13 protein-coding genes are annotated in these 17,331 nt (G+C 67.4%); 9 read left to right on the top strand and 4 right to left on the bottom strand.

The annotated features are described in order from the left end of the window. On the bottom strand, window positions 1–1,973 hold a 1,973-nt coding region (locus tag J2739_RS26995), incomplete at its 3' end, for an ESPR-type extended signal peptide-containing protein (RefSeq protein WP_309907483.1). A 114-nt stretch (window positions 1,974–2,087) separates the two neighbouring features. Here J2739_RS26995 and J2739_RS26990 point away from each other — a divergent pair. The 3 genes from J2739_RS26990 to J2739_RS26980 are packed head-to-tail and all read left to right on the top strand — an operon-like array spanning window position 2,088 to window position 6,797. Then, window positions 2,088–3,092 (top strand): response regulator transcription factor, encoded by a 1,005-nt coding sequence (locus J2739_RS26990; RefSeq protein ID WP_309907481.1) that lies wholly within the window; start codon window positions 2,088–2,090, stop codon window positions 3,090–3,092. Then, the gene (locus tag J2739_RS26985; RefSeq protein ID WP_309907479.1) at window positions 3,073–4,359 is read left to right on the top strand and encodes a FecR family protein; all 1,287 of its coding nucleotides are present in this window, start codon (window positions 3,073–3,075) and stop codon (window positions 4,357–4,359) included. Before J2739_RS26990 ends, J2739_RS26985 begins: the two co-directional genes overlap by 20 nt. 26 nt (window positions 4,360–4,385) lie before the next feature. Then, entirely contained in the window at window positions 4,386–6,797 is a 2,412-nt protein-coding gene (locus tag J2739_RS26980) for a CHASE2 domain-containing protein (RefSeq protein ID WP_309907477.1), read from the top strand. Window positions 6,798–6,811: 14 nt separating this feature from the next. On the opposite strand, the gene J2739_RS26975 is transcribed toward J2739_RS26980, so the two are convergent. After that, entirely contained in the window at window positions 6,812–7,603 is a 792-nt protein-coding gene (locus J2739_RS26975) for a hypothetical protein (protein ID WP_309907475.1), read from the bottom strand. A 423-nt stretch (window positions 7,604–8,026) separates the two neighbouring features. On the opposite strand from J2739_RS26975, the gene J2739_RS26970 reads away from it, so the two are divergent. Then, a complete protein-coding gene (locus J2739_RS26970) occupies window positions 8,027–10,054 on the top strand; it encodes a hypothetical protein (protein ID WP_309907473.1) in 2,028 nt (675 codons plus the stop codon). 45 nt (window positions 10,055–10,099) lie between these two features. On the opposite strand, the gene J2739_RS26965 is transcribed toward J2739_RS26970, so the two are convergent. Continuing rightward, window positions 10,100–10,780: a LuxR C-terminal-related transcriptional regulator gene (locus J2739_RS26965; RefSeq protein WP_309907471.1), complete on the bottom strand. Its 681-nt coding sequence runs from the start codon at window positions 10,778–10,780 to the stop codon at window positions 10,100–10,102. Window positions 10,781–11,035: 255 nt separating this feature from the next. Here J2739_RS26965 and J2739_RS26960 point away from each other — a divergent pair, with 255 nt between their 5' ends. Together J2739_RS26960 and J2739_RS26955 are read left to right on the top strand one after the other, a co-directional pair. Continuing rightward, window positions 11,036–12,358 carry a DotU family type IV/VI secretion system protein gene (locus J2739_RS26960; protein ID WP_309907469.1) on the top strand — a complete coding sequence of 441 codons (1,323 nt, stop codon included), beginning with the start codon at window positions 11,036–11,038 and terminating at the stop codon, window positions 12,356–12,358. A 51-nt stretch (window positions 12,359–12,409) separates the two neighbouring features. Beyond that, window positions 12,410–13,495 carry a type VI secretion system protein gene (locus J2739_RS26955; protein WP_309907467.1) on the top strand — a complete coding sequence of 362 codons (1,086 nt, stop codon included), beginning with the start codon at window positions 12,410–12,412 and terminating at the stop codon, window positions 13,493–13,495. A 36-nt stretch (window positions 13,496–13,531) separates the two neighbouring features. On the opposite strand, the gene tssJ is transcribed toward J2739_RS26955, so the two are convergent. Then, complete coding sequence (gene tssJ / locus J2739_RS26950; RefSeq protein ID WP_309907464.1) at window positions 13,532–14,056, bottom strand: type VI secretion system lipoprotein TssJ; 525 nt, start codon at window positions 14,054–14,056, stop codon at window positions 13,532–13,534. Window positions 14,057–14,127: 71 nt separating this feature from the next. Here tssJ and tssA point away from each other — a divergent pair, with 71 nt between their 5' ends. The 3 genes from tssA to tssC are packed head-to-tail and all read left to right on the top strand — an operon-like array spanning window position 14,128 to window position 17,264. Then, window positions 14,128–15,159, top strand: coding sequence for a type VI secretion system protein TssA (gene tssA / locus J2739_RS26945; RefSeq protein WP_309907462.1), 1,032 nt, complete (start codon window positions 14,128–14,130; stop codon window positions 15,157–15,159). 52 nt (window positions 15,160–15,211) lie between these two features. Beyond that, a complete protein-coding gene (tssB, locus tag J2739_RS26940; protein WP_309907460.1) occupies window positions 15,212–15,730 on the top strand; it encodes a type VI secretion system contractile sheath small subunit in 519 nt (172 codons plus the stop codon). A 34-nt stretch (window positions 15,731–15,764) separates the two neighbouring features. Then, window positions 15,765–17,264: a type VI secretion system contractile sheath large subunit gene (gene tssC / locus J2739_RS26935; RefSeq protein ID WP_309907458.1), complete on the top strand. Its 1,500-nt coding sequence runs from the start codon at window positions 15,765–15,767 to the stop codon at window positions 17,262–17,264. Window positions 17,265–17,331 lie beyond the last annotated feature (67 nt).

Genomic DNA, 17,331 nt, shown 5'->3' with positions numbered 1-17,331 from the left:
TGCACCGCGTTGGTGGTGAGTCCGTCGATCGCCTGGTTGGTCGCAAACAGCTGGCTGCCGTTGACGGCATCGGTGCTGCTGGCGCTCACTCGGCCCGCGGCCACATTGGTGATCTGGCGCTCCGCGCCGGCAGCGCCCACACTCACCGTGCTGGTGGGCGTGGTGCCGGCGTAGGTGTACGCCTTGCCGCCGATGGTGTCGCCGGTGGTCGCATTGGCCGCAGCCGCTGCCGAGCCGCTGCCCAGCACGACCGAACCCGTCAGGTTCGGGCCCACCGCCACGTTGTTGCCCAGCACGAAGACATCGCTGGAGGTCGCATCGATGCTGTTGTTGTTACCCACCGAGTAGGAGTCGGCGCCGTCGATGATGCTCGGGTCGCCGAAGGCACCCGAGTTTTTGCCGCTGACCTTGTTGCCCGTGCCGATGCTGATGGCGCCCTCCGCACTCGCCTCCGCGCCGGTGCCCATGGCGATGGAATTCTTGCCGCTGGCCTTCGCGAGCTGCCCGCCCACACTATCGCCGCCGATCGCGATTGCCGCAATATTGCTGGCCGAAGCCCCTCCTCCAACCGCCACGCCGTTTTGCCCAGAGGCAGATGCCGATCGGCCGACTGCGATACCGTTAACTCCTGCAACATTCGCCTGATACCCGACCGCTGTGCCGGAGTCTGCAGTGACCGTTGTCAGTCCGCCGATCGCCGTACCTTGGGGTCCGCCCGTGATCTTCGCAAAATAACCGAACGCCGCACCGTTGGTTGAGTCCGCGACAGCCGAGCCAGTACCGATAGCCTCGGCCTGGGACGAGTTTGAGACGGTTGCGCCTCGACCCACCGCCATTGAGAACGGCGATGTTGTCAATCTCGCGCCGTTTCCGATGGATATGCCGCCGCTCGACAAATCGTCAACGCCGTCACCAGAGTTGCCGATCGCCAAGGCATTGTTAGAGTTAGCATGGACTTCCGCCCCTATTGCCATCGAGTCGATGCCTTTGGCAGATGCCCGAAAACCGATGGCAGTCTGGTCACCGTTCCCGGTACCGAGCGGATCGCCTGCGTACGCGCCGATGCCGATCGCCATGGCCGATAGGCCCCAAGTCGCCGTGGCGCCACACCCAATCGCCACACCCGCGGCGCTACCCGTGCTCGCGACGCCATTGAATGCGCAGTCGGCCGCGCTCGGCGAAAGGGCCATATTGGCCCCACCGGACATACCCCCAATGACATTCCTCGTTGCCGTTACCAACTGCTGGATGTTGACCGCATCCGTAACATCCACGCCGCCCGCGAGGCCGGTGACGCGGCGACCGCCGATATTGACTTCGCCCGTCGGTGTCCCGCCCACCAGGAACGCCGGATTGCCCAGCGACCCGCTATTGGCAATCGATCCCGCACCCAGCGCCACACCATTGGCGGAGTTGACGATGGCGCCCTGGCCAAGGGCCACGCCGCTGTTGACGGTCACGCTCGAACTGTTGCCCAGCGACAGGACGTTGGTGACGCCCGCATTCACAGTCACATTGCTGCCCAGCACGAGCGCGCCGCTAGCGCCCGCGCCAACAACCACGTTGTTGCCCAATGCGAAGACAACGCTTGTCGGCGCAGCCCCCGTGCTGTTGATCTGGTTGCCATTGCCTATCGAATAGGAGCCAGATCCGCTGACACTGCTGTTACCGCCTAGGGCACCTGAGTTAGTGCCACTGACTGTCTCGCTGACGCCGATGCTGATCGAGTTGGCACCGCCGGCCACGACTTGCGTGCCCACGGCGATACCGTTCGGACCGGTGGCCGATGCCGTCGACCCGAGGGTCAGACTCTCCGCCGCCGCATTATCCATACTGCCCAGCGCCACCAGGACGGCCGCAGCAGCCATCACGGCCCCCGAACGACTCCTCTTCCCCCTCGCCTTGGTGATCTCCGAGGCCGCGACCCAGGCACCGAGCGCTTCGTTCCACACGGTGCGGTATGACTTGTTCATGCTGCTTCACATCCTTCTTGTAGCAATGAGCAGAAGAGGACGACAACCCCTTCGCTGATGCGGGCAGCGCGCCTCATTGCCACTGCATGCGTGCCCACCCAACCCCGGAAAGGCGTGGATGATGCCGAGGCATGCGAACACCGTGTGTTTGACGTCACAATTTGCCAGATTGATACTTTCGGCGCCCCCATGCCGAAGCGGCAAATCCTCGATCGCCGTGCGAGGAAGGCGGGATCTCGGGCGCACCGGCGCGCAACAATTTACGAGATTTGTTCCAGAAAAAAGAGGAAGAATGCGACCCTCTTCCTGCTGAGCCACGAGACGAAAGAACCCATGCGCATCGCAGTACTCGACGACGATCCGACCCAATTGGGCTACCTGGTCCACGCGTTGAAGCGGGGGCTGGACACGGGCGACGAATCCATCACCTGCGTGCCCTTCGACAAGGGCGAGACTCTGCGAAAGTCGCTGCGGCAAGAGACCTTCGACCTGCTGGTGCTCGACTGGAACGTGCCCGATCTGGACGGTGTCGAACTGCTGCATTGGCTGCGCAGTTTCCAGAAAAGCGACGTGCCCGTGATCATGCTGAGCTCACGCAGCGCAGAGCGCGATGTGGCCGGCGCTCTCGGCATCGGCGCAGACGATTACGTGGTGAAGCCCTTTCGCACGATGGAGCTGTGCGCCCGCATTCGGCGCCTGTTGACGCGCCAGCCCAGCCTCACCGCCGCCGCCGAGCAGGAGCGCTTCGGCGCCTGGCGCTTCGATCAGCCCAACCTCTGCGTGCACTTCAAGGCCAAGGACGGCACGCTTTCGCGCATCCCTTTGACCGATCGGGAGTACCGGCTGGCGCTGGCGCTGTTCCGCCACTTGGGGCACGCGGTTTCGCGCGCCTACCTGCTCGAAAAACTGGGCGTGCACGGTGAAGAGATGCCGTCGCGCGCACTCGACAGCCACATCTACCGGCTGCGCAGCAAGCTCGGGCTGCACAGCGCCAGCGGGCTGCGTCTGCAGACCGTCTACGGACGCGGGTACCGCCTGGAGCGCGTCATCGGCGACGCGAACAACGCCACCCTTTCCGGCGACCCATCCAACGACACCGATGACAAAGCCGGCGCCTAGGACGACCCGACGCCGCTGGCTCATCACAGCCCTCCTCTGCCTCGCGGGGCTGCCCGTGCTGCACGCGCATGCGGAGCCGGCAATAGCGTCACCGGCGCCTACATCGAGCTACCTGGTCCGGCCAGGCGACACGTTGTGGGGGCTGGCGCGCAAGTACATGGACACGGCGCACCGTTGGCCGGAACTCCAGCGCATCAACGCGGTGCCCGTGCCCGAGCGGCTGCGTGTCGGACAGGTGCTGAACCTGGGCGGCCTCGCCGCTGTGCTGCATGTCTCGGGCAGCGTGCTGCTCCAGCGTGCCAGCGGCCTGGAACAATCGCTTGCCGCAGGAACGACGCTCGCCAAGGGCGATCTGCTGACGACCGGGCGCGACGGCTTCGTCACAGTGGGTTTCGCCGACGGTAGCCGGATAGTGCTGCCCTCGAGCAGCTCGGCCCGCTTGATCGAGGCGCATGGGCAGCGAACGCAGCTGGAGCTGCTCAGCGGCCGGGCCGAATCCTATGTGGAGAAGCAGAAGGAGCGGGAGTTCGAGATCCGCACCCGCAGCTACGCGCTGGGTGTGAAGGGCACGCATTTCCGCGTCCGGTCGGAAGGCGCGGAGCAAACGCTCGAAGTGCTCGAAGGCAAGGTGCAGGCGACCGAGCTGAGCGGCGGCCGCAGCACCGATGTGTCGGCTCTGCAAGGCATGCCGCTCAGCGTTGCGGGCGCCGGCCCCGAGGTTCGCAGCCTGCTGCCGCCTCCGGCGCAGCGCACGGAGACCGACCGGAACACCGTCGCGGCCCAGCCGGTGGCGGGCGCAGCGGCGTACCACCTGCAACTGGCGACCGACCCGGGCTTCCTGCGGCCGGCCGCCGAGTCGCGCGCGCAGACACCGCGCTTCGTGCTGGCGGACTCGCTGGCCACCGGCTTCTATCACACGCGCGTGTCGGCGCTGGACGCGCAAGGAATCGAAGGCCAGGCAAGCGAAGGTGTGACGTTCATGGCACCTGCGCAGGCGCCAATGGCCAGCGAGGTGCACGCGCTGGGCAACGGCCGGTGGGAGATTCGCTGGACAACCCGTGCGGGCCGAAGCCATACTTTCGCACTCGCGAAGACGCCCGACTTCGCATCGCCGGTGGTGGTGGAATCGGGCACGTTTACGAGTGGCGTGACGGTCGGCCCCTTAGATGGCCCTGCACGCTACTACTGGCGATGTCGCGAACAAGCCGAGGGAGAGTCGTCGTTGCCCACCGAATGGGGCGGCAGCTTCGAAACAACTCCCCCTTGAATCCGGGAGTCGAGACGGGTGGGCACATGCAGCGACTGCGCCGTCGCTACCTGGTCGAGTGGATGCTGATGTTGCTGCTGCTGCCGTCTGCCATTGTCTGGCTGGACGGCAAGCCCGGACTTGTGGAGGCCAACGCGGCCATCTACGACAGGATGCTGCTCGACAGCGCACAGCCCCCGTCGCAAGACATCCTGATCGTCGGCATCGACAAGCGAACGCTGGATGTCCTGGGTCCATGGCCGCTGCCACGGTCGATGCATGCGCAGTTGCTCGAGCGCCTGGCTGCGCATGCCCCACGCGGCGTGCTGCTGGACCTGTTCTTCGACACGCCTTCTGCCGATCCCACGCAGGACGAGGCCTTGGCGGCAGCAATGAAGAAGCTGCCGGTCTACCTGCCGCTCGACTACGTGGCTCCGCGGATCGGCCATCCCGAGGCTGAGCCGGCGTTCAGCCTCCCGATCCCGCTCCTGGCGCGAGAGGCCCGGGGCCTGGGCCACGCGAATGCCACGCCGGATGCCGATGGCCTGGTGCGGGGCCTGTGGCGCTACGAAGGTCGGCCGGAAAAGGTCTGGCCCTATGTCGGATTGGAGATCGCCATGCAGACGGTCACGCCGGTGCCGGCCGAAGTCCTGGGGCTTCGAAGTACCGAGAACTGGGTCCGAGGTGGTCGTTTCGGCGTCGATTTCGCCGGCGCCGCGGGAAGCTATCCGACGGTGTCATACCTGGACATGCTGCGCGGCGATTTCAACGACGAGCTCGTGCGCGGCAAGCTGGTGATGGTGGGTGCGCTGGCCAATGCCGGCCTCGGCGACACGATGCCGGTGGCCGGGATCGGCGCGCTGACCAGCCTTCCTGGCGTCGAGATCCACGCCAACGCGGTGGATGCGCTCGTCGCCGGCCGCACGATCGATATCCCGACCGACTGGCGGCGGGTGCTGTGGATCTCCGTGCCCATCTGGCTGGTGCTGATGCTGTTCCTCGTCGGCGCGAGCCATGCAGTGATGTGGACCTTCGCGGTGTCGCTCGCGTGCATCGGGCTGGACTACTTGGCGCTGGTGTACTGGCGTTTCGCCTTGCCGCTCGCCTCGCCGCTGTGTGGCGTGATCACCTCCTATGTGCTGTGGAGCTGGCGTCGGCTGAATGCGCTGCTGGTGTTCTTCCGCGAGCGCGCGGCGGTGCTGAATGCGGTGCCGGCCGGCGCGTTCGAGCCGCCGCTGCCCGTGAGCACGCAGCCGGCGCCTCTGGATTCGGTGGAACGCCGCACGAGCGCGCTGGACCTGGCCATCGAGCGCCTGACCCGGCTGCAGGCGCTGCTGACCGAAGGCATGTGGAGCCTGCCCGTGCCGGTGCTGATCTGCCGCGAAGACGGCACCGTCAGCCAGAGCAACGCGGCCGCCCAGCGTCTTCTCGCGACGCCACTGGTGCTGTCGTCGGCGGGCGCGGTGCTGCGGCCGGCCGCCGGCGGTGCGGACCACCTCAAGGGGGTCGACCTGATGCGGCTGCTTGCCGATATGCAAAAAGCCGAGATCGAGGGCATGCAGGGCGTGCAGGCGACGACGATCTGGGAACAGGCGATGGGGCTCGAATACACGACCGAGCAAAGCAGCGTGTTCACGCTTCGGGCGGCTTCGCTGGGCGAGGTGGGCTCAGGCGCGGCGGCATCGCGCGCCTGGGTGGTGGTGCTGAACGACATCACCACCGAAAGGCGGGCGCAGCGCGAACGCGAGCAATGGTTCAGATTTCTCTCGCACGACGTGCGCGGGCCGCAGGTCAGCATCCTCAACCTGCTGACAATGTTCCTGGACCGCACGGCCAATGTCGACATCCAGCAAGTGGTCGACGGCGTCGGCCGGGAAGCGCGGCGCACGATCCAGCTGGCCGAGAGCTTCATGGACATGCTGGAGGCGGAAGCCAAGGTCTACCGCTTCGCGCCGGTCTTCGCCGGGTCGGTGGTGCTCGATGCCATCGATGCCATCTGGGCCGCAGCCCATGCGCGCGGACTGACGGTGACGCCGCGGATCGGCAAGGCGGATGGCACGCTCCAGGCCGATGCATCGCTGCTGACGCGGGCGCTGGTGAACTTGCTGCACAACGCGATCCGCTACAGCGAGCTCAACGGCGTCATCCATGTGTGCATCGAGACGAACACCGAGTCGGAAGCGCCCTATGGCGAGGTCGTGATTTCGGTGCAGGACGCGGGAGCAGGCATGACCCCGGAGCAGATTGCCGAGTTGATGACCCCGAGCAACCGGCGCCGATGGAGCGGGGGAGACACCGAGGCCCCGTCGGGGCACGGCTGGGGCATCGGCTTGACCATCGTGCACACCGTGATCGCGCGCCACGGCGGCTGGCTGGAGGTCATCAGTGCACCGAATGCGGGGACGACCTTTCTCATCGGCCTGCCCCTTTCCCCGGAAGATGGATCCTTCGAGCTTTGAGCGATCGCGGCGCTTCAGGCCCCGAGGGCCGGCGATGCCTCACGCGCCAGATCCCGCGCCGACATGGAAACCAGACTGGAAGTCTTCTTGCCGGGACTCCTGCTGAGCTTGAAGCCGGCATAGCGAATGGTGCTGAGCTTCCATTCGCAGCCGTGAAAGGCGATGAGTCCGAGTTGGCTGCGCAGGCGCCCCACGCTGGCATCCAGCCATCGGCCACCCGTTTCCGGCGCCAGGCCCGACGCCATGGTGCGCAGCCAGTCGCGCGACAGTACGCGGTCGATGTTGTGGAAGAACTCCAGCGCGAGTTCGAAGTCCAGCGGTCGCATGCAGACCTCGAAGCCGTCGAGCACCACGGATTCCTTGGCAGGCACGAAGCGATAGCCGCCCCACTCCAGGCCCGAATCGTCAACGGCGAGCGCATGCTGAGCGAGGAAGGCCTTCATGCCTTTGTAGACATCGGCAAAAGACGAAGGTGCTGCCAGCACAAGGTCCCCCGCCGTGCAGCGCAATGTCTCGGCGGCCTTCAGGGGGTTTTCTCGGGCGATGAAGAGCAGGGGCACCTCGGGGCCGATGAGGTTTCTGGCGGCGCGGATCCAGGCCTGTTGCTCCAGCGGATTCGGCGGCAGGCCGACGCAGAGGGCCGAGCAGCGCAGCAGCTTGCCGCGCAGCGGGATCAGTTCCTCGAGATCGTTGAAGACGAGGGGGGCATGGCCCAGCGCCCGGATGGCGCGACGCATGTGTTCCCGCGAGCGAAGCATCGGGTCGAGTACGGCGACGCGGCGGCGCAATTCATTTCCGGCTGACATGTCATTGAGCTCCAGTGATGGCGTGGGCGCTCGCGAGAAGCTGTAACACGGGAACTTCCCTTGTCGCTGCCACGCATGAAGTAACACTTAAGGATTGCGATAGTGCCGAGCCTCGGCCATCACGTGGAGGGCTCGTGACAATTGATCAGGATTCGGCCCTTGGGAAACAAAAATTTCCCAAGTTGTTTTGAAGTGAAGGCCCCGACAGCGATCGGGGCGGCACGACCCGCAAGGCGCGGGTGACGGTTGCATCGACGGCGCAACCGTCATGATTCATAACAACCTGATCAATTGTCGCGTCGGGCGAATCTCGCCCCGCTTGCAGGCCTAACCTGCCAGACCCGAACGGGACAAGGGCTCCTCCACTGGCCCCCCGCCGGCCTTCAGCGGCGAACGAAGTGGCTTCTTTCTGGTTGTGGTTCCATGTCACTGTCCACGATGATCGGGGCACCGCATTCGCCCTTGCTTTTCCCGGCGCGCGGATTCGTCGCCCTCCACCCGCTCGCTCCAGCGACCCAGGCAGCTCCGCGAGAGCGTTACAGCGCCGATCAGGCGCTGACGGTCGCCGCACTCCCTTTCCGCAATCACACGGGCCGGGACGAACTGGTCTGGGTCGAATTCGGCCTGGCGGCCTTGCTCAACCGCGAGCTCCAAGCGCAGCACGGCATCGCCGTGCTACCGCTTGTCGATGTGGTCACCGCGCTCAAGGGGAGCGCCGCCGACGGCCCTCCTGCCGCTCGCGCCATCGAGCACATTCGCGCCATCGGTGCCCGAGCCGTGATCGCCGTCCAGGTGCATTCGCGCGAGAGCGACTTCGAGCTGCGCTACCAGCTGCTCAGCGAGAGGCGGCGCGAAGATGCCGGCTCGTTGCATGGCGGCGATCTGACGCAGCTGACCATCGCGCTCGGCCGGAAACTGGCCTCCGAACTCCTCATCGAGGCGCCGGCGCGCATCGCCATCGACGCCTTCACCCACGAGGCCTTCGCGCGCGCCAAGGGCGCGGCCAGGGAGCAGCGCTACCAGACGGCGCAGGACTATCTGCAGGTGTGCGTCGCATCGCAGCCGCATGCGTTCGACATGGGCATCGCGCATGTCGAAAGCCTGGCAGCGCTCGAGCACCCGGACACCCCGTCGAAGGCACAGGCATTGCTGGCACGCGCAGCCGCGTCGGCCGATGTCGGCACACAGGCGCGCGTGCTGCGCGCACTCGCCGCCTACTACCGCGCACTCGAAAACAACGCGCTCGCCCGCACGCTCATCCATCAGGCGCTGACGCTGCTCGAATCGAATGGCGACGATGCCCTCAAGGCGTCGGTGCTGCTGGAGCGCTGCGAGCTGGCGATCTCGGACCGCGAGTTCGAACTCGCGCAAAGCATCGGCCAGCGCGTCCTCGCCACAGTGCAAGGCGGCGACGGAGACCGCCTGACCGCGCAATGCTTGCGCCAGGAAGGCGTCATTGCGCACCTGCGCGGCGGCGCCGCGCGCGCGCTCGAGATCTTGCAGCGCTCGGCGCAGCTCAGCCGCACGCCGCATCCGCAGCATGCCGACCTGGCGCGCACCCTGCACCGAATCGCGATCGTCCACCGCGATGCCGGGCGCATGCGCGATGCGGCCAGGGCCATCGACGAAGCCGCGGAGTGCGCGAAGCTGGCCGGCGCGCCGATACGCCATGCGCTCGCACTCGCGCTGCAACTGAGGGTGCACAGCGACGCGGGAAACCCATCCGCCGCAAAGGCGGCCCAGGCCGCGCTGGAATCGGCGCCGATCCAGCAGTCCGGCGCCGGCCGCCTTCTATCGCAGCTGAGCGACGCATGGCTGTGCTGGCGCAGCGACCGGGTCGCCGATGCGCTGCAGCGCATGGAGCGGGTGCGCAAGCTCGGGCGCGAGGCGCGCGACTTCTGGCTCAGCTTCGCGATCGCGACGAACACCGGCATGGCCATCGCCGGCGCGCGCTACGACCTGGCGCGCGAGCTGATCGCCGAGATCGAAGCCCATCGGCGCTTCTACGAGGGCACTTGCCTGCACGGTTCGGCCCACTTCTTCAAGGCCGCGCTGGCCCATGCGCGCGGTGATCGGGCACAGGCCTGGCGCTTGCTTCGCGAGACGATGGCGGTGTCCACTGCCGGCATCGTCCGCTCCAACGCATGCCTGGCGGCTGCCTGGCTCGCCTGCGAAGATCGCGCGCTGCAGGAGGTACCGGGTTGGCTCGACGAGGTGCCCGCGTGGACCGCGGAACATCCGAACGGCATCATGGTGCTCGCCCGTTACCACTTCGAGCGCGGAGACTGGGCCACGGCCGCGGAGCACCAGGCGCGCTACGTGGAGCACTGGCCGGCCGACGAAGTCACCCAGGACCAGCGGCGCCTTCTGCACAGCTACCGCGAGGCCATGCGCACAGGAAGACCCGTCGCGATGCCGCGCTTGCCGCATCTGCTGAGCTTGCGCTTCTGAGGCAGCGCCCGTCGGCCGTATCGCGGCTGCGAAGGAGGGCGAGGCTCAGGCCTCGGTCAGCGATTGCGCTGCCACCACCGCCTCCGTGCGGTTGCGCACGTTGAGCGCGCGGAAGATGGCTGCGAGATGGATCTTGACCGTGCCCTCGCTGATGCCGAGCGCGCGCCCGATGAGCTTGTTGGGCTTGCCTTGCGACAGCAGCTGCAGCACCTCGACCTGCCGCTCGGTGAGCACCGTGCGCAGGTGGTCGAGGGTTTGCGCGGTGGCGGCGGAAGACGCACGCTGCGCGGCCTCGCCGGCACCGGGCGGCACGCCGGCGACCACGCCCGGCGGGACCGCCGACAGCAGCATCGGCGGAACGTAGACGCCGCCCGCCAGCACCAGCCGCACGGCCGAAAGCATGACTTCGGGCGAGTAGGCCTTCGGAATGAAGCCCAGCACGCCGCGCTCCAGCGCACTGCGCATGATGGCCGGGTCCTCGTAACCCGAGAGCACGATGACCGGCACGGCCGGATGGCGGCGCCGGATCTCGTCCACGTGGGCCTGGCCCTCGGCACCGGGCATGTTGAGATCGATCACGGCCAAATCGATGTCGTCGGAGGCGCCGGCGAGCAGTTCGTCGACGCTCATCGCCAGAACGAACTCGATGCCCGGCTCGATCTCCGACAGCTTGGCCTTGACCGCCTCGATGACGAGCCTGTGGTCATCGGCGATCAGGATTTTCATGGCAGGCCTTAAAAGATTAAGCGTGGTGCACGCAGTCAACTCGAAAGTAGCACGAAAGATAAAGCGGATCACCCCACACGGCAAGGCTCCTCCGCTCCACGAACGACATAGTCCCCAAGCGGTATGGCTGCTGTCCGGGCGCATTGAAAGAATGAATCCAAGATCCACCGCTTCAACAGGGACATCGGCATGTGCCAGCGAGACAGGCGCAAACCCAAGGCTCCCGTTGCCACCGAAGAATAGCGCGAGCGCTTCATGGCTCGCCTGTTCGACTGCTTCAGTCCCCTGTTCACCTTCGGCCTCGAGCTCGATGCGGCCGTCGCAGCAGGCCGTGCCGCGCCCTCGCCCGAAGCCGCGCAGCGGCGTGCGCTCGAGCTGCTGGATCACGCCCGTGTCGCGGCCCACGCGGCGGGCAGCACCGAGGCCCACATCGAATCGGCTTCCTTCGCGATCGTCGCCTGGCTCGACGAGGTGATCGCGCGCCACCCGGCAAGGACGGCTGGCGCCGCGCCGCTGCAGGTGCAGCTCTTCAATTCGAACAATGCGCACAGCGAGTTCTTCCATCATCTGTCGGGCCTGCAGCCGGACGACGGCGAGGTGCGCGAGATCTACTGGCATGCGCTGGTCCACGGCTTCAAGGGCCAGTACTACTTCGAGCGCGGCGACGGCGGAGAACTCGGCAAGCTCAAGGACCTGCACGGCCGGCAACTGCCCGTGCGTCCGCTGCCGCTCGACGCACTGGCCGAGGATCACATCACGCCGCAACCCTACGGCATGCCCGACCCGCCCGGCCCGCGCGTACCGGAGCGACGCGAGCGCGCGCTGCTGCGCGCGGCGGGCGCGGTGGCGCTGCTCATTCCGCTGGCCTACCTGCTGTGGTCGATGCTGGGCGCGCGCGAGCCCGCGCCCACGCTGGCGCAACGCGTCGAGCAGCGGCTGCAGGCCTTTGCCTGTGCAGACCTTGCCGTCGCGATGGGCGACGACGGCACGGCGCGCGTCAGCGGCTTCGTCCCGGCCGCGGAGGACATCGCCCGCGTGGAGCGCGAGGTGCGCGCCATGCCCGGCATCGGCGCGGCGAGCTTCGCACTGCAGCTGCGCATCTGGCCCCATTGCGAAGTGGTGGCCATTCTCAAGCCCTACCAGGCGCGCAACCAGGAGAAGCGGCAGCGGCTGAAGGTGGCCGCGCTCACCGCGCACGAGGGCCGCCTGCGCGAAGGCGACCTGGTGGTGGTGCGCGTCGCCAACGCGGACCACGAGGGCTATCTGCGGGTCGACTACTACACGGCCGATGGCGCCGTCATGCACCTCCATGCGAATCGCGGCTCGCAGCCCCTGCGTGCGGGCGAGGCCATCGAACTGGGCCGCGACATTCCTTCGAGCTGGCTGGTAAGCCCGCCCTTCGGGACGGTGCTGATCACCGCCCTGTCGTCGACCACGCCGCTGAGCGTCGCCGCCGACATGCCGCCCTTCGAACTGGCCTCGGCCTACCTGCAGCGGCTGCGCGAATCGCTGGCCTCCAGCGACGCGGCGGGCCCGCCGATCGCCGACTTCGTGTTCCTCGAAACCGTCTCGCGCTGAGGCTTGCGCGCATGAACGCATGAACGCATGAACGCATGAACGCATGAACGCATGAACGCCTTGTACCCGCTGCCCGCCCACTACGGCGCCCTGCTGTCGCTGTGCCTCGCAGCGCTGCTCATGCTGTGGTGGTTCATGCTGGGGGCGCGGTACCGCGCGCGGCGGCGCCTGCTGCGCCGGCGCATCGAGGCGCTCGCCGTGCCTTCGGAAGCCGCACGGCCCAGCGAGGCCGCCGCCTTGGCCGAGCCCCGCGCCGCGGTCGCGCGTGCGCGCGAGCAGTTGCAGCGTTCGCCCTCGCTGCGCACGCTGCATCAGCCGCTCTACGACCTGCCTTGGCTGCTGTTCATCGGCGACGCGGACGCCGGCCTGCCGGCCCTGCTCGTCGCGGCCCGGCGCGCGGGCGTCGAGGAGGAGCCCGAGGACGAAGGCGACGACTTCTGGCACTGGCACTTCCTGCCAGCGATGCTCGCCATCGAGACCTGTCCCGCCGCGGTGCACGAGCCCGCGACGGCGCACGAGCGCAACCGCTGGTACCAGTCCCTGCTGGCGCTGGCCCATCAGCGCGAGCGCCTGCCGCTCAACGGCATCGTGGTCTGCGTGAGCGCGGCCACCCTGCTCGGCGATGCGCAGCGCCTGCCGGCCGATGCGGCACGCCTGCGCCGGCGCGTCGACGAGGCGGCCGAGCTTCTGCGGCTGCAGCTGCCGGTCTATCTGCTGGTGACCGGCCTCGAGCGGCTGCCCGGCTATGCGGTGCTGCACGAGGCCCTGCCATCCGCGGTGCGCGCCCAGGCGCTGGGCCATCGCCTGCCCTACACCTCGACCGCGGTCACCCGGTCGGATGCGCTGTTCGAGCCGCTGGCGCTGCGCCTGCATGCCCTGCGCATGGGCCTTCTGCGCAGCCAGCCGGAGCCGTCGCGACGCCAGGCGATCCATGCCTTCGTCGAGCAGGTGCGCGCCCTGCAACCCGGCCTGCGCACCTTTGCGCAGCAGCTCTTCGAACCTGCGCGCGGCGGCCATGCGGCGGCCCGCTGGCGCGGCCTTTATCTCGTGGCGGCACCCGGCGACAGCAACCAGTGCGCGTTCGTCGCGGATCTGTTTCAGCGCTTCCTGCCGGCCGACCAGCCCCTGGCCCGATGACCCGCTCGGCAGTGGGCCAGTGGGCCAGTGGGCCGGCTACTTGTCTTCGATGCGAATCTGGCGCGCGCCGAAGGTCGTGGTCAGCACCAGCGCCTTGCCCGGCTCGACCACGCGCACCTCGCGCCAGCGCGCGCGGTCCAGGTCGCGATAGGCCGCGATCACGCCGATGGCCTTGATGTCCGCGGCCAGCGTCATCTCGAGCTTCTTGCTGTCGCCGGGGCGCAGCAGCATCTCCTCGCGCTGCGCCATCTCCGCGCCCAGCGTGGCTTGGTCCTTCTCGAAGAGCGAGAAGAAGTCCGCCGACTCGAAGGCGCCGCTGGTCTTGAGCGCATAGACGCGCACCGTGAGCGGCGAGGCGCGGCCGCGCGCATCGGGATTGGCATCGGCGCCGGCCACCAGCGTCATCGCCACCGGCGTCGTGATCGGCTTCGGCGGCGGGGGGCTCGAACAGCCCGCGGCGCCGACGAGCCACAGCAGGATGCCGAGCCCGGCAAGCCGCCGCCGAGCCCTCGCATTCGAGAGACGTCCATAGGGCGAACGGCGTGGTCCGGGCTCTTGCATGCTATTTCCTTCGTTGCATTGACCAGGGCAGGGGCATCTTTGATTATCGACAGTCAATTCGAACAGGCAACATGCTGACACCCGAACTCGTCGAAGCACTGCAGGCTCCCGTCAACGAGACCTCGCCCTGCGGCGACGATCTGGAGTACGACCCGGCGTTCACCGCGCTGGAAGCGGCGGCGCAAGGCAAGCCCGAGCAGCAGTTCGGCGACACGGTCATTCCCGCGGTCGATCCGGAGTGGCGCACCGTCGCCCAGGCGGCCCAAGCCCTGCTGGCGCGGACGAAGGATGCACGCGCGGCCATGCTGCTGCTGCGTGCCAGCACACGCACGCAGGGCGTGGCCGGCTTCGCAATGGGCCTGCGCCTGCTCACCGGACTGCTCGATCGCTACTGGGATGGCATACATCCAAAGCTCGATGCCGACGACGACAACGATCCCACCATGCGCCTCAACGCACTGGCGCCGCTCACCGACGAGGGCATGCTGCTGCGCGACCTGTACGACGCAGGCATCGGCACGGCGCGCGGGATCGGCCCGATCCGCGTTCGCGACATCGCCATCGCCCACAATGCGCTCGCGCCTGCCGGGGCCGAGGCTGGCTACAGCGCGGCGCAAGTCCAGGGCGGGCTCGAGAGCATCCATGCGGAGGCGCCCGAGCTGCTGCAGACGCTGATGGAAGCGCCCGCGCTGGTCGCGAATCTCCAGTCGCTGATCGTGGAGCGCACCGGCCGCGCGGATTCGATCGACCTGTCGCCGCTGCGTGCCATCGCCAACGTGCTCGGCAAGGCCGCCGCCGCGGTGGCGCCGCCGCCATCGACCGACGAGTCCGCGTCCGAAGCGTCCGAGGGTGCGCCTTCGCCCGCCACCGGCAGCGCACGCGCCGCCGCGCCCGGCGAGATCCGCAACCGGCAGGATGCGCTGCAAACCCTCGACCGCGTCATTCATTACCTCGAACAGGCCGAGCCGGGCAACCCCGCGCCGCTGCTGATCGCCCGCGCCAAGAAGCTCATCGGCGTGAGCTTCTTCGAAATCATGGCCGATCTGGCGCCCAACGCGCTGGACACCATCGAGACCGTGACCGGCAAGCAGGTCACCGAATAGGGCCTGCGTCGCGCGCGGCCCTTCCTACCTACCCCTCGCAAGGAGCACCTCCATGTCCAAGAGCAGCCAGAAGTTCATCGCCCGCAACCGGGCGCCGCGCGTGCAGATCGAGTACGACGTCGAGCTGTACGGCGCGGAGAAGAAGGTCCAGCTGCCCTTCGTGATGGGCGTGCTGGCCGACCTCTCGGGCAAGCCGGCCGATCCACTGGCGCCGGTGGGCGACCGCAAGTTCCTGGAGTTCGACGTCGACAACTTCGATACCCGCATGAAGGCCATGAAGCCGCGCGCCGCCTTCTCGGTGCCCAACACGCTGACCGGCGAGGGCGAGCTCAAGGTCGACATCACCTTCGAGAACATGGACGACTTCTCGCCCGCCGCGGTGGCCCGCAAGGTCGATGCGCTCAACAAGCTGCTCGAGGCGCGCAACCAGCTGTCGAACCTGGTGACCTACATGGACGGCAAGGGCGGGGCCGAAGAACTTCTGGCGAAGGTGCTCGACAACCCGGAGCTGCTCAAGACGCTGGCCGCCAGCAAGAAGCCGGAAGAAGGCACCGGCGCGCCGGCCGCCTGAAGCCCACCCCATTCGAACACGAGGAGAACGCACCATGGCCACCGAAGCACTCGACCAGCAGAGCGCACTGAAGGACGTCGCCTACGAGGGGAGCGACTTCGCGTCGCTGCTGCAGAAGGAGTTCAAGCCCCGCAGCGACGAAGCCAAGACCGCGGTCGAAGCGGCCGTCCTCACGCTGGCGCAGCAGGCGCTGGCCAACACGCAGATCATCGGCAAGGACGTCACGCAGTCCATCCAGGCCATGATCGCCGCCATCGACCGCAAGCTCACCGAGCAGGTCAACAAGATCCTGCACAACGAGGAGTTCCAGCAGCTCGAAAGCGCCTGGCGTGGCCTGCACTACATGGTGAACAACACCGAGACCGACGAGCAGCTCAAGATCCGGGTGATGGACATCTCGAAGAAGGAGCTGCACAAGACCCTCAAGAAGTTCAAGGGCGCGGCCTGGGACCAGAGCCCGATGTTCAAGAAGATCTACGAGCAGGAGTACGGGCAGTTCGGCGGCGAGCCCTTCGGGGCGATCGTCGGCGACTACCACTTCGACCAGAGCCCGCCCGACGTGGAACTGCTGGGCGAGATGGCCAAGATCGCGGCCTCGGCCCACGCGCCCTTCATCACGGGCGCCAGCTCGAACCTGATGCAGATGGAGTCGTGGCAGGAGCTCGCGAATCCGCGCGACCTGACCAAGATCTTCTCCACGCCCGAGTACGCCGGCTGGCGCAGCCTGCGCGAATCCGACGACGCCAAGTACATCGGGCTGTGCATGCCGCGCTTCCTCGCGCGCACGCCCTACGGCGCCAAGACCAACCCGGTGGAGGAGTTCGACTTCGAGGAAGACGTCTCCGGCGCCGACCACAGCAAGTACGCGTGGGCCAACGCCGCCTACGCGATGGCCACCAACATCAACCGCTCGTACAAGCTCTATGGCTGGGGTTCGCGCATCCGCGGCATCGAGTCCGGCGGCGCGGTGGAGAACCTGCCCCTGCACACCTTCCCGAGCGACGATGGCGGCGTCGATCAGAAGTGCCCGACCGAGATCGCCATCAGCGACCGGCGCGAGGCCGAGCTGTCGAAGGCCGGGCTGCTGTCGCTCATCCATCGCAAGAACTCCGACTTCGCGGCCTTCATCGGCGCCCAGTCGCTGCACAAGCCGGCCGAGTACGACGACCCGGACGCCACCGCCAATGCCAACCTCGCGGCGCGCCTGCCCTATCTCTTCGCCTGCAACCGCTTCGCGCACTACCTGAAGTGCATCGTGCGCGACAAGGTCGGCAGCTTCAAGGAAAAGGCCGACATGGAGCGCTGGCTCAACAAGTGGATCACCAACTACGTCGACGGCGACCCGTCCACCTCGTCGGAGGAAACCAAGGCGCGCAAGCCGCTGGCCGCGGCCGAGGTGGTGGTCGAGGAAGTGGAAGGCAATCCGGGCTACTACAGCTCCAAGTTCTTCCTGCGCCCGCACTACCAGCTGGAGGGCCTCACCGTGTCGCTTCGGCTGGTGTCGAGGCTCCCATCCGCCAAGGGCGGGAAATAAGTTCTGGCCGGCGCAGCGCCCGCATTCCCCAAGCATTCATCCACGTCCCAACTGAAAGGTGCGCATC

This window comes from Variovorax soli, assembly GCF_031454625.1.
Taxonomy (GTDB): Bacteria; Pseudomonadota; Gammaproteobacteria; order Burkholderiales; family Burkholderiaceae_C; genus Variovorax; species Variovorax soli_A.
Note: the sequence above shows the minus strand (reverse complement) of the source record. Positions and strands in the feature narration are given on the sequence as shown.